Origin of the sequence: Nostocoides veronense, from assembly GCF_039531185.1 — a bacterium.
Lineage (GTDB): Bacteria > Actinomycetota > Actinomycetes > Actinomycetales > Dermatophilaceae > Nostocoides_A > Nostocoides_A veronense.
On record NZ_BAAAPO010000027.1, the window covers coordinates 17867 to 32331 of the forward strand.

The window sequence follows — 14465 nt, forward strand, 5'->3', positions numbered from 1 at the left end:
GCGACCCTCGACCACTCCTCGCGCTAGGAGCGCCGGATGTGGGCGAGCGCTCGCGGCAGCCGAACAGGAACCCCCCTCGTCTCGCCACACCCCCGGCAGCGCGACAGGGTGAGCGGCTGACGCCGCAGTTCCAGGCGCTTGTCCAGGCGTTCGATGCCGAACGAGCTGTCATCTCTGACGGACAGGTCGATGAGGTTGATCCCGAACTCGTCTTGGTATTCGACCTCGCCGGCTCCGTCCAGGAGTTCCGCAACGCGATCCAGTACGTGGAAGGCCTTGAGTTCCTCTCCGAGTTCCTGGACGAGGATTCGGAGCCGGACGACGACTTCCATATGTCGCAGCAGGGCACTCGTACCGATCGCAAGGTCCAACACTCCCTTTACCTGGTTATGTCGAACGCCACCGCCGTAACGCAGTTAGTCAGTCTGTTCCAGCGCTGGCAAGAATCCCCTGACATCACCTTCCAGCGTGGCCTGGGCCGTTTCAAGGCCGCGTTCTCGCAGTTGCGCGCGATCCGGCGGTGGGGAGCAGAGGACCGGATTCGGGACACCGGACTCCTCGAGGTCTGGCGCGAGCGGCTCGCGGTTGCCGGGCAGTCGATCAGCACACTGCCCATCGAGGTAGAACTGTGGTACCGCCGAAACGAGCAGCAGCGCGCCTCTGCGGAAGAGAGCTTGACAGGTCTCATCGTTAACGCCGGTGGGCGCGTCCTGAACCGCGCCGAGATCGGCGAGATCGGGTACCACGCGCTGCTCGCGGAGATCCCGGTACAGCAGGTCAGCAGTATCCTCCGCGACGGCGCCTCGGCGGTCGAACTCCTCAACGCTGACGAGATCATGTTCGTCAGCCCCTACACACCAATGTCGGTCGCAGGCCCTGGAGCGGATCCCACCAGCAATACCGCCGTAGGGGGTGCCGGGCGGGTTGAGGGTCTGCCGCGGATCGCCCTTCTGGACGGACTCCCTTACGCAAACCACGACGCGCTGGCCGGAAGGCTTGTTATCGATGATCCCGACGATTTGGGCATCACCTACCCGGTCGCCGCGCGTCACCACGGAACCGCGATGGCCTCGCTGATTCTTCATGGCGATCTGTCCCGACCCAACGAGCCACTACGCCGTCCGCTGTACGTTCGACCCATACTCCAACCTCACCCGGTCTTCGCGGGACACGAGGTAGTCCTCGAGAATGAGTTACTCACCGATCTCCTTCACCGAGCGGTTCGCCGAATTGTCGAAGGGGATGGAAGCCAGCCAGCGGCTGCACCCAGCGTCCGCGTCGTCAACCTCTCGATTGGTGCGGAATCCCGCGCACTGGTGCGCAGGATGAGCCCCCTCGGCAAGCTTCTTGACTGGCTGGCAGTGAAGTACAACCTCCTATTCGTTGTCAGCGCTGGCAACCACTTCAATTCACCGGTCACGATCCCGGCACATGCAGCACGATCTGCCGAGACAGCCGCGGCCGAGGCAGTGAAGGCCGCGCGTGCGACCAGCAGGCTGCGCGGCATATTACCGCCGGGAGATGCGCTCAACGGACTAACCGTAGGTGCCACCCACGCGGACGACGGCGCTGACCCAGCCCTTCCCGATTCGGTCTGGGATCTGCTTGCGCCTGGTGCACCAGCGCTGTACAGCGCCGTTGGACCAGGCGTTGGACGCTCGATCAAGCCAGACATCTACAACGCCGGGGGCCGGGCGCTCTTCGAACGCCCCTTGCCGAAGGACGACACCGAAGACGAGGTCGCGCTAGCGTTCGCGCGGACTGGGCTGTCGGGCCCCGGAATGCAGGTAGCCGCGCCCAAGAGCGGCGGCGTGTCCGACGCAACCGTATTCACTTACGGCACCAGCAACGCCGCAGCCCTGGTGACACGAGAGGCCGACGCCGTCTTCGAGGCACTCGAGCGCGGGCCCCTCGCAGAAGAGGACTTTGCCTTCCCCGACGCCCTCTATCACCCCGTGCTAGCCAAGGCCCTTCTGGTCCATACGAGTACCTGGGGGGATCAGGAGGCCCATCTGAGAGATCTACTCGCGCTCGACACGAACAACGCACGCCGTGAGCTCACCGCCCTTCTCGGATACGGATCGCTCCGCCGCGAGCGCGTCGGCACGGCCGCGACTAACCGCGCCGTCCTAATCGCCGGGGGTTCGATTGGTCGGGACCAGCTACACACCTACAGCATTCCGCTGCCTGTCTCGCTGCGAGCGAAAGCAGAGTGGCACCGCTTCACGGTCACGCTGGCGTTCTTCGCCCCGACCGTGGGGCAGCTCACGCGTTACCGTGGCGCCAAGGTGTTCTTTGAAAGGCTTCTCGACAAGGACACCGGAGGCTCACGTATTGACGCTGAGCACAACGCGGTGCGACGGGGCAGCGTCCAGCACGAGGTCATCGAGGGTGCCCGAGCATTGGTGTTTAATGAGGGAGATGCGCTCCCGATCCGCGTCGAGTGCATGGACGATGCGCAACGGCTACGTGCAGGGGAGATGATCCGCTACGGGCTCGTCGCCTCCGTCGAGACCGCAATCACGACGTCAGCGACTATCCACGACGAGGTCCGAACTCATCTGCAGGCGCGTGCACGCACCCAGGCACGTCCGCGGCTCCAGCAATAGCCCCAACCGGGTGTGGCGCCGGTCGGGCGTGCGCAACTCGTTCGGCGTTCGCCGGTTTCGTTCAGAAACGACATCCATGTCCTCGAAGTCCTCGAAGGGGATGTCGGGAATGCAATGTGGCAGCTCGTACAGAACACGTCCAACTGGCCGTAAGACGGATGGCCCGACCGGGTGCCCGGCGCCCTGCACTGAGCCCTCGCCGCACGACATGGACGGCCTCGCCGTTGCCTCGGACACGAGGGGACCATCTCACACTCAACCGCAGGTGATGGACAGCTCCGCGTCGGACTGGCCGGCCGACCATGGGTGCACTCGCAAACGCCGGGCAGGCGTAGCGCGTGGCGCATCCCTTCCCCCACACTTCCCCCACAGCGTCTGAGAAGGTGATTTCTAGAGTAGCTGATCGAAGGACGAAAACCGGGTCTGAACTGGGGTTTTGTGTGGTGGAGCCTAGGGGACTCGAACCCCTAACCCCCTGCTTGCAAAGCAGGTGCGCTACCAATTGCGCCAAGGCCCCGGTGCGCGCGATAACCCTGCGCGCGAGGAAGATTCAGTTTGCCGCGTCGGTGGCGGAGGCCCACGCGTCCTTGGCCGGGGCCTCGGGCTTGGGGGCGGTCGCTTCGGACCACAGGTCCTTGTCGGACTTGGTCTTGTCGATGTTCTTCTTCACGATGCTTGCACCGACGGCGGTCGCGATGACCAGCAGCCACTTCTTCATGGTTGTTCCCCTAACAAACCGGCCCGCACCGGGCGTGGGGCGGACGATGGGGTGGGCCTAACAGGACTTGAACCTGTGACCTCTTCCTTATCAGGGAAGCGCTCTAACCGTCTGAGCTATAGGCCCGCTTGCACCGCGGCCGGTTACCGGTCGCGACGCATGAGGTTACCTCACGCGCCCGCGCCCGGCCAAAACGCGGTCGCTGGTCGATCAGTCGTCGGTGAGGGTCAGTTGCAGTCCGCCGACCAGCGATGCGCACACGTTGTACAAGAAGGCCGCGAGCGTCGACATCGCCGTGACGAGCAGGACGTTGACAACACCCAGCACGACGGACAGTGAGACGACGCGACCGAACCCGACGAAGTCCATGATGTCGAACTTGGTGTTCGCGTCACCAATGATTTTTTCGATCATCGAGTTGATCTGGTCGAAAACACCCATGCCGGACAACAGCATCCACAACACCGCGATCATCACGACGGTCGCGATCCCGAGGCCGATCGCCACAAGGAAGCTGACCTTCATCGCCGACCACGGGTCGACCCGCGAGACCGTAAGCCGCACCCGGCGGACCGGCGGGCGCGGCGCCGGCGCGGTGGGGCGCGGCGCGACGGCGGCCGTGCCCTGGTTGGCGCTGGCGCTCACTCTTGACCTCCGGTCTCGTCGGCGGACGGCTCGTCCTCAGCAGACGTTACCGCCTCGCCCTGGGCGAGGGCTGCATCCCCCGTGGTGTCCGTATGCCGTTCGCTCACCTCGTCGGCCCCGTCGCCAGCACCCGGCTCGCCCTCGGCCAGCCCGGAGTCGCCTTGTGTCGCACCGGCTTCCGCCGCCCCGCCAGCCGCGCCACCCGACTCCGCATCGCCAGCCTCCGTCTCGGCCGCAGCCGCCTCGGCAGTCGCAGCCTCCGCCGCTTCGGCCTCGTCGACCACCCGCTCGGGGTTGCGCGCGACAGCGACGATCGAGTCGCCCGCACGCGGCGTGGCAAAGGAGACGCCCATCGTGTTGCGACCGGTCAGCCGCACCTCGGACACCCTGGAGCGGACGATATTGCCCCTCTCCATGACGACCAGCACCTCATCGCCCTCCTCGACCGTCAACGCGCCGACGATGTCGCCGCCCCGGTCGCTGAGCTTCGCGACGGCCACGCCGAGGATGCCGCGGCCCTTGCGGGTCCATTCCGAGGCCTTGGATCGCTTTGCCAGACCGGACTCGAAGACCACAAAGACATCCGGATCGGTGCCGTCCGGGATGACCGACATCGAGAGCAAAGAGTCCTCGGCTCGGAACTTCATACCCGTGACCCCGGAGGTGGCACGGCCCATGGGGCGCAGCTGCGTGTCGTCGGCGGCGAAGCGCGCCGACTGGCCCTTGCGCGAGACGAGGAGCAGGTCGTCGACATTGTCGACCAGGCCGGCGCCGACGAGTTCGTCGCCGTCACGCAGGTTGATCGCGATGACGCCGCCGCTGCGGGGGCTGTCGAACTCCGCCAGCCGGGTCTTCTTGACCAGGCCGCCCCGGGTCGCGAGCACGAGGTATGGCGCGGCGGCATAGTCCTTGATCGCCAGGACGGCCGCGATCTTCTCTTCTGGCTGGAAAGCGAGCAGGTTCGCCACATGCTGACCCTTGGCGTCGCGACCGGCGTCGGGCAGTTCATACGCCTTGCTTCGATAGACCCGCCCGAGGTTGGTGAAGAAGAGCAGCCAGTGGTGGCTGGTCGTGGTGAAGAAGTGGTCGACCACATCCTCGCCGCGCAGCGCCGCCCCGCGCACCCCCTTGCCGCCCCGCCGCTGTGAGCGATACTCGACGACCTTGGTGCGCTTGGCGTAGCCGCCGCGGGTGATGGTGACGACGACATCCTCTTCCGGGATGAGGTCTTCCATGTTCATATCGCCGTCGAAGGGCACGATCTCGGTGCGGCGGTCATCGCCATACTTCTTGACGATCTCGGCGAGTTCTTCGGAGACGATCGTGCGCTGACGGCCGGGCTTGGCCAGGATGTCCTGGAAGTCCAGGATCTCGGCCTCGATCTCGTCGTGCTGCTCGACGATCTTTTGCCGCTCCAGGGCCGCGAGCCGGCGCAGCGGCATATCGAGAATCTCCTGGGCCTGCCGCTCATCGATCTCGAGCAGCGCCATCAGGCCGGTGCGGGCCTCCTCGACGGTGCGCGACGCGCGGATCAGGGCGATGACCTCATCGAGCCGGTCGAGCGCCTTAAGCAGGCCGCGCAAGAGGTGGATGCGCTCCTCGGCCTTGCGCAGGCGGTATGCCGTGCGCCGCTGGATCACGTCGATCTGGTGGTCCACCCAGTGGCGAATGAAGGCGTCGATCGGCAGGGTGCGCGGCACGCCATCGACGAGCGCGAGCATGTTCGCGCCGAAGGTGGACTGCAGGGCCGTGTGCTTGTACAGGTTGTTCAAGACGACCTTGGCGACGGCATCGCGCTTGAGCACGATGACCAGGCGCTGGCCGTTCTTACCGGAGGTCTCGTCGCGGATGTCGGCGATCCCCTGCAGCCGGCCGTCCTTGACCTGCTCGGCGATCTTTTGTGCCAGTGCGTCCGGGTTGACCTGGTATGGCAGTTCGGTGACCACCAGGCAGGTGCGGTTCTGGATTTCCTCGAGCGTCACCACGGCGCGCATCGAGATTAGACCGCGCCCGGTGCGATAGGCGTCCTCGATGCCGCGCCGCCCCATGATGAGCGCGCCGGTGGGGAAGTCGGGGCCGCTGATGCGCGCCATGACCTCGGTGAGCTGCTCCTCGCGCGGGGCGTCGGGGTTCGCCAGCATCCACTGCGCGGCCTCGGAGACTTCCCGCAGGTTGTGCGGGGGGATCTGGGTCGCCATACCGACCGCGATGCCGGCGCTGCCGTTGACGAGCAGGTTCGGGAAGCGCGACGGCAGAACCGTCGGCTCGCTTTCCTTGCCGTCATAGTTCGGGCCGAAGTTGACGGTGTCCTCGTCGATATCGCGCACCATCTCCACCGACAGCGGCGCCATTCGGCATTCGGTGTATCGCGGTGCGGCCGCTCCGTCATTGCCCGGGCTGCCGAAGTTGCCCTGGCCCTGGACGAGCGGGTAGCGCATCGCCCAGTCCTGCACGAGGCGCACGAGGGTGTCGTAGATCGCGCTGTCACCGTGCGGGTGGTACTTGCCCATGACATCGCCGACGACCCTGCTGCACTTGTTGAAGCCGCGGTCGGGGCGGTAGCCGCCATCCCACATCGCGAAGATGATCCGGCGGTGCACCGGCTTCAAGCCGTCCCGCACGTCCGGCAGCGCCCGCGCCACGATCACGCTCATGGCGTATTCGATATAGCTGCGCTGCATCTCGACGTTCAGGTCGATCGGCTCGATCGCGTCGTTGCCCTCGGGTGGCACGTCAGTCATTTCGGTTCCTTGCGGGAGAAGGCTTGGAGGTCAAACGCATTTGTCGACGATCGGCGAGCGGGAGCCGCTGCAGCGAAGCGCAGCGGGTCCGGCGAGCCGATGAGGAGACCAATGCAGAAGAAGCTAGATGTCGAGGAAACGGACATCACGGGCGTTGCGCTGGATGAACGAGCGGCGCGACTCGACGTCCTCGCCCATCAGGATCGAGAAGATCTCGTCGGCGGCGGCGGCATTGTCGAGGGTGACCTGGAGCAGGGTGCGCTCGGCCGGGTCCATCGTGGTCTCGCGCAGCTCCTGCCAGTCCATTTCGCCCAGACCCTTGTAGCGCTGGATGGGGTTCTCCTTGGGCAGTCGCCAGCCCTCGGCTTGCCCCTGGGCGACCAGGCCGTCACGCTCGCGGTCGGTGAAGGCGAATTCGTGGGTGTGGTTGGTCCAGCGGATCCGATAGAGCGGCGGCTGGGCGAGGTAGACGTAGCCCGCCTCGATGAGCGGCTGCATAAAGCGGAACAGCAGCGTCAGCAGCAGGGTCCGGATGTGCATACCGTCGACATCGGCATCGGCCATCAGGATGATCTTGTGATAGCGAGCCTTCTCGATATCGAAGTCCTCGCCGATCCCGGTGCCGAAGGCGGAGATGAGCGCCTGGACTTCCTGGTTGGCGAGAATCTTGTCGATCCGGGCCTTCTCGACGTTCAGGATCTTGCCGCGAATCGGCAGGATCGCCTGGTTGAAGGACTCGCGGGCGCGCACAGCTGAGCCGCCGGCCGAGTCACCCTCGACGATGAAGACCTCGGAGACGGCCGGGTCCTTGGCCTGGCAGTCGCGCAGCTTGCCCGGCAGGCCGCCGGACTCCAAGACCCGCTTGCGGGTGGCTTCGCGGGCCTTGCGGGCCGCCATCCGCGCCGTCGCCGCCTGGATCGCCTTACGCACGACCTCCTTGCCGCCGGCCGGATTGCGCTCCAGCCAGGCGCCGAATTCGTCGGTCATCGCGCGCTGGACGAAGCCCTTGACTTCGGAGTTCCCGAGCTTGGTTTTGGTCTGCCCCTCGAACTGCGGCTCGCCGAGCTTGACCGAGATGACGGCGGTCAGACCCTCGCGCACGTCCTCGCCGGTGAGATTCTCTTCCTTCTCCTTGAGCAGGTTCTGCTTGCGGGCGAAGTCGTTGACCAGCTTGGTCAGCGCGGCGCGGAAACCCTCTTCGTGGGTGCCGCCTTCGTGGGTGTTGATCGTGTTGGCATAGGTGTGCACCGATTCGCTGTATGCGGTGGTCCACTGCATCGCCAACTCCAGGCTGAGGCTGCGGGCGGCATCCTCGACCTCGATGCTGATGATCTCGGGGTGCACCGGGTCCGACTTCTTGGAGCCGACAAGGTGGGAGACATAGTCGACCAGCCCGCCGTCATAGCGATAGGTGACGGTCTTGGCTTTGGTGGCGGTGACGGCGTGGCCCTGCTCGGCCGCCTCGGTGTCGACGACCTCCTGGACGTCGTCGTCGAGATTGTCCAGGTCGACCTCATCGTCCTCGACGACCGGGATGCGCTCGTCGATCAGCGTGATGGACAGGCCCTTGTTGAGGAAGGCCATCTGCTGGAAGCGGGCCCGGATCGTTTCGTAGTCGAAGTCGATCGTGTCGAAGATGTCGGCATTGGGCCAGAAGGTGATGGTCGTGCCGGTGGCGTCGGTTTCCTCCTGCTGCTCCAGCGGGCCGGTGGGCACGCCGTGGTCGAAGGACATCCGGAAGGCGTGACCCTTTTGGCGCACGCAGACATCCATCCGCGTGGACAGGGCGTTGACGACCGAGGACCCGACACCGTGCAAACCACCGGAGACCTTGTAACCCCCGCCGCCGAATTTGCCGCCGGCGTGCAATTGCGTCAGCACCAACTCGACGGCGCTCACGCCCTCCGTGGGGTGAATGTCGGTCGGGATGCCACGCCCGTTGTCCTTGACGCGGACCGAGCCATCGGCCATCAGCGTGACCAGGATGGTGTCGGCGAAGCCCGCGAGCGCCTCGTCCACGGCGTTGTCGACGATCTCCCAGACCAGGTGATGTAGCCCGCGCTCGCCGGTGGAGCCGATGTACATGCCAGGGCGCTTGCGGACCGCCTCAAGACCCTCGAGAACGGTGATGGCGCTGGCGTCGTATGCCGGCAACTCGGCCGCCGGAGGGGGGCTCGCCGGCGCCTGCGGCTCGGGCGCGACCTCCTCCGATTCGTTGGCAGGGGTGACGTCGGGGCTGGTGGCCACGGTGCTCCTCATCGGGCGGATTCCCGGCGCATCCCTAAAGGTGGTGCGTCGGCGCTGTTATCCCCCAAATCTTATCCGCTCAGACCGACAACCACCGCATTGCCGGGCCGTGGGGGCCGATTTCCCCGTCGCGCAGCCCCGCATTGGTGGAGGAATACGCACCGCGCCTCGCCAGCGGCCTCAGGGCCCCTTCCCGGGATGGCCCCCCTCGCTCACGTCGAGATCGGGGAACACGCCGAGCGCAGGCGTTCGCGCTCGGCGTGTTTCCCGATCTGGACTGGCGGCGGGCTCCGTCAGGAGAGCTTGATCGAGGAGAGGTTGTTGTTGAACTTCACGAGCTGGACGTCGGCGTCCTGGTACTTCGCGAAGCCGGTGCCGCCGAAGTAGTAGCCCGTGTAGCCGCGCAGGTCGCAGCGGTTGCGGGTGTAGAACGAGGAGGTCCGGTTGTCGAAGCCGAAGGCCCCCAGGTTGGTGAGACCGAGGTCAAGGTTGCCGGTGGACGCGGTGCAGGCGCGGCTGCCCTTGACGGTCAAGGTGGCGCCGCGGGCGTCATACCCCGTGCGGTCGAAGAGCCGGGCGAGGACCAGGAGCGGCGCGCGCTCGGTCGACCCGGCACGGTCGGCCGCCGCGAGGCTGGTGTAGCAGCCGAGCGAGGCGCCGGTCTCGACGCTGACGACGCAGTGCTGCGCCTTCGGCGCGGTGGTCACGGCCCGCGCGGGGGTCGCGATGGCCAGCCCCGCGAGGCCGGTTCCGATGGCGAGCGCGGAGGATGCGAGCGTGCGAAACATGGGGGTCCTTTCGTGGGAGCGCCGGCCCCCTCCGGCCGGCTCGCCAACGACCCTGCCATGATTCGTCAAGGCATCGTGGATAACGCTTTAGTAAAGTTCTTAACCACCCGGCACCCGCAGGACGCGCCCGGTGTTCGGTCGCACCGTGATCGTGCCCTGGACGGTGCCGCCACCGAGCGTTCGATAGCTCCGCGGCAGGGCAACCTTGCGGTCGGTCGTCGTCGGATTCACCAGGACCAGCGCCTTGGTGAAGTCCCGGCGATAGACGCCCTGCCATTTCCGGTAGGCCGTCGTCGGCTGACCGGGGTCGATGGTGTTGTACGGGTGATCCATCTCGACCGAGGTCGGGTCTTCGCTGCGCAGGAAGCAGAACATCGAGCGGCCCCCAGTACCGAGCAGGAAGGTCGCCAGCGTGTATTCGTGCCAACGATTGCGCTGGGCTTCGGTCGCGGGAACCCAGAGCTTGGTGATCGTCATCATGCCCTTCCCGCGCGCCTCGGCATCGACAATCATGTCGACGTCCTGCTTCCAGAGCGCCTCGGTGAGGAACAGGTTGATATCGCCGCGAGCGTTGCGGGCGAAGCCCTCAGCCGCCACCTGCTTGTTCGGCGGGACCAGCGGCCAACTCGCATAGCGCGCGGTGAAGTACCGCTCGCCCGTGCCCAGGCCATTGCCATACTGCGGCCGGCCCAGGGCCGTCGCCGCGCTCGTGGAGATCTGGGCGGCATACGAAATCCACTCGTTGGCGGTCCACGCGCGCCCGTCGGCGTGCACCGGAACCCCGGACATATAGTCGCCCGAGATCAGCGGGCCATTGCCGAGCACATCGAGATAGCAGTAGTCGTACTTGCTCGCCGCGACCATATTCGTGCAGGTCGTCGCGATCTGCTTGTGCCAAGCAGGGCTGTCGAGCTCCATCAGGTAGGTCGTCGGCCACTTCAGCGAGTGGATGCGTTCGCCAGCGGCCGTGTGCGCATAGGTCGCCTCGGGAAGCGCGCCGGTCGCGAAGGTGGCATTGCGATAGACCGAGAGTTCGAGGGCCGGATTGGCCTTCTTCATCAAGGCGATCTTCGGGGTGAACTTCTTGGGCATCGTGACGATCATCGAGAAGCGTTTGGCCATCGCGGTCAGCTCGGCATCGGTATACGGCCCGTGCCCACGGCCCATGAACTCCGGCACCCACAGCCGCAGGATGTTGCTGCCTGCCCGGCTCGCCGTCGCGCCAGCCGCCGCTCCCACCTCCCCGGTGGCCGAGGTATGCCGTGGGGTCGCGCTCGCGGCACCCCCTGCCACCGAGAGGGCCAGTCCCGCCCCGAGCACTCCCGCAACGATTCGCGCCATCGCGATTCCCCTCCCCGTCCGGCCACCCCTGCGACCGCTGGCGCAACGGTAGCCGGGGCGAGCCGGATTCGGCGGAAAAACGGGCAAGCGAGTGCGCAGGTCAGACCTGCGCAGGTCAGACCGGCGCTGATCCGACCTGGGCTTTGGCCTCGATCGCGTCCAGCACCTTGGCGATGGCGTCCTCGATCGGCACGCCATTTTCCTGGCTGCCATCGCGGTAGCGGAAGGAGACCGAGCCGCCGGCCTGGTCCTCACCGCCGGCGATCAGGATGAAGGGCACCTTGGCCTTGCTAGCGTTGCGGATCTTCTTGGGGAAGCGGTCATCGGAGGCATCGAGTTCGACGCGAATACCCTTGCGGCGCATACGATCCAGCACATCGCGCAGGTACGGCTCGAAGTCTTCGGCGACCGGCACGCCGAGAACTTGGACGGGCGATAGCCACACCGGGAAGGCTCCCGCATAGTGCTCGGTGAGGACCCCGACGAAGCGTTCGATCGAGCCGAACTTCGCCGAGTGGATCATCACCGGCTGCTTGCGCGTGCCATCGGCCGCTTGGTATTCCAGCCCAAACCGCTCCGGCTGGTTGAAGTCGTATTGAATCGTCGACATCTGCCAGGTGCGACCGATCGCATCGCGCGCCTGGACTGAGACCTTCGGGCCGTAGTAGGCCGCGCCCCCGGGGTCGGGGACCAGTTCGAGGCCGGAGGCCTTGCAGACGTCCTCGAGCACCGTCGTCGCGATCTCCCACTGCTCGTCGGAGCCGATGAACTTCTCCGGCTTGCTGTCATCGCGTGTCGACAACTCGAGATAGAAGTCGTCGAGGCCGAAGTCGCGGAAGAGCCCGAGACAGAAGTCCAGCAGGTGCTTGATCTCGTCGGGGGCCTGCTCCGCCGTGACATAGGAGTGCGAGTCGTCCTGGGCAAAGCCGCGCACCCGCGTCAGGCCGTGGACCACGCCGGACTTCTCGTTGCGATAGACCGAGCCGAACTCGAAGAGCCGCAGCGGCAACTCCCGGTAGGAGCGGCCGCGGGAGCGGAAGATGAGGTTGTGCATGGGGCAGTTCATCGCCTTGAGGCGGTAGTCCCCACTGTCCAACCCGATCGGGGGGAACATTCCCTCTTCGTAATAGGGCAGGTGCCCGGAGGTGTAGAAGAGCCCTTCCTTGGCGATATGGGGAGTGCCGACGTACTCGAAACCCTCCTCGATATGCCGGCGCCGGACGTAATCCTCCATCTCCCGCTTGATGATCCCGCCCTTGGGATGGAAGACCGGCAAGCCGGACCCGATCTCGTCGGGGAAGGAGAAGAGGTCGAGTTCGGCACCGAGCTTGCGGTGGTCGCGGCGCTCGGCCTCGACGAGCCGGTCCAGATAGGCCTTGAGGTCCTCCTTGCTGGGCCAGGCCGTGCCGTAGACCCGCTGCAACTGCGGATTCTTCTCCGAGCCTCGCCAATACGCTGCGGCCGAGCGCATCAACTTGAAGGCATTGCCGATGACCTTGGTGCTCGGCACGTGCGGGCCGCGGCACAGGTCGCCCCATGCCCGCGAGCCGTCCTTGCGCAGGTTGTCGTAGATCGTCAGCTGGGAGCCGCCGACCTCGACGCCCGCTCCCTCGGCGGCGTCTTCGGCGGCGCCGCCCTTGAGGCCGATCAGTTCGCACTTGTAGGGCTCGGAGCCGAGCTCGACGAGCGCGTCGGCGTCGGAGATCTCGCGGCGGTGGAAGGTCTGACCCTCGTTGATGATCCGCTGCATGACGCGTTCGAGAGCCTTGAGGTCCTCGGGGTTAAAGGGCGTCTCGACGTCGAAGTCGTAATAGAAGCCGTCGCGGATCGGCGGGCCGATGCCGAGGCGGGCCTGCGGGTCGAGTTCCTGGACCGCTTGCGCGAGCACATGCGCCGTCGAGTGCCGTAACACATCGAGCCCATCCTGCTCGGCGGCCGTCACGGGCTCGACGATGTCGCCCTCGGCGAGAACGTGCGCGAGATCGCGCAATTGGCCGTTGACGCGGGCGACCAGCACGGCGCGATCGTCAGCGAAGAGGTCGGCCGCGGTGGTCTGCTCCGGCACCGATCGCTCGCTTCCGGCGATATGGACGGTGATCTGGGCAGCCACGGGCGGGTCTCCTGGTCTTGGGTGGGGGCGTATGCAGTCCGGCCCGCAGATCGAGGGCCGCCGTCAACTGTAGTTTGAATCGGCACGGTGACCCCTCCCGGCAAGTCCGGAGACCTGATCCGTTGGAAGGATGTAGGTCATGGGACGTCCGTCGAAGTACTCCCAGGCGTTTCGGGAGCGTGCTGTGCGGCTGGTTGCCGAGCAGCGGGATGAGTACCCGAGTGAGTTCGAGACCATCCGGTCGGTGGCCGCCAAGTTGGGGATCGGCTCGGCGGAGACGCTCCGCAAGTGGGTGCGCCGCTTCGAGGTCGACTCGGGGTCACGGCCGGGGATGACCACGGCCGAACATGAGCAGATCAAGGCTCTCAAACGTGAGGTCGCCGAGCTACGGCGAGCCAACGAGATCCTGAAGGCTGCCAAGCCTTTCTTCGCGGCCGAGCTCGACCGGCCCGGGCGATGGTGATCGCCTTCATCACCTTGGGGTGCCCCCGCTTGCGGGGGAGCACAAGGACCACCGAGTCGGTGACGGCCTGCGGTGGGGTGTCGAGCCCTTGTGCGATGTGTTGACCGAGCACGGGGTGACGATCCGGCCCTCGACTTACTACGAGTGGATCGACAAGGCTCCCACCAAGCGCGTCCTGCGCGATGGCCAGGTCACTGAGCTGATCCGGGACGCGCGCGAGTCCAGCCGGCTGCTGACGGCCCTGGGCAGCCGGAAGATGTGGCTGCACCTGCGCCGGCAGGGCCACGACGTGGCGCGCTGCACGATCGAGCGCCTGTACCGCGAGCACGGCTGGGAAGGAGCGCGGTACGGCAAGAAGCCACGCACCACCATCCCAGACGAGGCCGCGGCTCGGCCCGTGGACCGGGTCGAACGGGACTTCTCCCCGGCTCGCCCGAACCGGTTGTGGGTCGCCGACTTCACCTACGTGCCGACCTGGACCGGGATGGTCTATGTCGCCTTCGTCGTCGACGCCTTCGCCCGCCGCGTGATCGGCTGGCGGGTGGCCACCCGGATGACCACCCCGCTGGTCCTGGACGCCCTTGAGCACGCGATCTTCACCCGCGCCAACGAGGGCGTCACCGACCTGTCCGGGCTGGTCAGTCATTCCGATGCCGGGTCGCACTACGTCTCCATCGCCCTGACCGAGCGCCTGCTCGAGGCCGGGATCGACGCCTCGGTCGGGTCGGTCGGTGACTGCCTGTTAACCGGCCAATCGGACCCCTGGGGGGTGGCTGCCTGACGCGGGCGGTGGTCGGAATCGC

Annotated in this window: 8 protein-coding genes, 2 tRNA genes and 1 pseudogene; 2 read left to right on the forward strand and 9 right to left on the reverse strand. The window is 66.3% G+C overall.

Going from position 1 to position 14465, the window contains the following annotated elements; translation table 11 throughout:
* The first annotated feature begins 38 nt into the window (after window positions 1–38).
* Window positions 39–2609 (forward strand): S8 family peptidase, encoded by a 2571-nt coding sequence (locus ABD225_RS09225; protein WP_344083945.1) that lies wholly within the window; start codon window positions 39–41, stop codon window positions 2607–2609.
* 441 nt (window positions 2610–3050) lie between these two features.
* On the opposite strand, the gene ABD225_RS09230 is transcribed toward ABD225_RS09225, so the two are convergent.
* The 9 genes from ABD225_RS09230 to thrS form a co-directional block, all read right to left on the reverse strand.
* Window positions 3051–3126 (reverse strand) — tRNA-Ala (locus ABD225_RS09230).
* Window positions 3127–3159: 33 nt separating this feature from the next.
* Window positions 3160–3327: a DLW-39 family protein gene (locus ABD225_RS09235; protein ID WP_344083948.1), complete on the reverse strand. Its 168-nt coding sequence runs from the start codon at window positions 3325–3327 to the stop codon at window positions 3160–3162.
* A gap of 52 nt (window positions 3328–3379) precedes the next feature.
* Window positions 3380–3453: transfer RNA gene (locus ABD225_RS09240), tRNA-Ile, on the reverse strand.
* A gap of 84 nt (window positions 3454–3537) precedes the next feature.
* Entirely contained in the window at window positions 3538–3972 is a 435-nt protein-coding gene (locus ABD225_RS09245; RefSeq protein ID WP_344083951.1) for a DUF3566 domain-containing protein, read from the reverse strand.
* Window positions 3969–6713, reverse strand: coding sequence for a DNA gyrase subunit A (gyrA, locus tag ABD225_RS09250; protein ID WP_344083954.1), 2745 nt, complete (start codon window positions 6711–6713; stop codon window positions 3969–3971). Before gyrA ends, ABD225_RS09245 begins: the two co-directional genes overlap by 4 nt.
* 123 nt (window positions 6714–6836) lie before the next feature.
* A complete protein-coding gene (gene gyrB / locus ABD225_RS09255; protein WP_344083957.1) occupies window positions 6837–8972 on the reverse strand; it encodes a DNA topoisomerase (ATP-hydrolyzing) subunit B in 2136 nt (711 codons plus the stop codon).
* A gap of 281 nt (window positions 8973–9253) precedes the next feature.
* Entirely contained in the window at window positions 9254–9748 is a 495-nt protein-coding gene (locus ABD225_RS09260; RefSeq protein WP_344083960.1) for a hypothetical protein, read from the reverse strand.
* Between the two features lie 99 nt (window positions 9749–9847).
* Complete coding sequence (locus ABD225_RS09265; RefSeq protein ID WP_344083963.1) at window positions 9848–11089, reverse strand: putative glycoside hydrolase; 1242 nt, start codon at window positions 11087–11089, stop codon at window positions 9848–9850.
* A 115-nt stretch (window positions 11090–11204) separates the two neighbouring features.
* Window positions 11205–13199, reverse strand: coding sequence for a threonine--tRNA ligase (gene thrS, locus ABD225_RS09270; protein ID WP_344083966.1), 1995 nt, complete (start codon window positions 13197–13199; stop codon window positions 11205–11207).
* Between the two features lie 139 nt (window positions 13200–13338).
* Between thrS and ABD225_RS09275 the strand changes: the two are divergent.
* A pseudogene (locus tag ABD225_RS09275) lies at window positions 13339–14398 on the forward strand (IS3 family transposase); the annotation flags it as partial.
* Window positions 14399–14465 lie beyond the last annotated feature (67 nt).

Bases quoted from the DNA above. Each gene is read 5' to 3' on its own strand.
- gyrB (WP_344083957.1), bottom strand. From the start codon at position 8,972: ATGAGGAGCACCGTGGCCACCAGCCCCGACGTCACCCCTGCCAACGAA.
- ABD225_RS09235 (WP_344083948.1), bottom strand. From the start codon at position 3,327: ATGAAGAAGTGGCTGCTGGTCATCGCGACCGCCGTCGGTGCAAGCATC.
- ABD225_RS09265 (WP_344083963.1), bottom strand. From the start codon at position 11,089: ATGGCGCGAATCGTTGCGGGAGTGCTCGGGGCGGGACTGGCCCTCTCG.
- gyrA (WP_344083954.1), bottom strand. From the start codon at position 6,713: ATGACTGACGTGCCACCCGAGGGCAACGACGCGATCGAGCCGATCGAC.
- ABD225_RS09260 (WP_344083960.1), bottom strand. From the start codon at position 9,748: ATGTTTCGCACGCTCGCATCCTCCGCGCTCGCCATCGGAACCGGCCTC.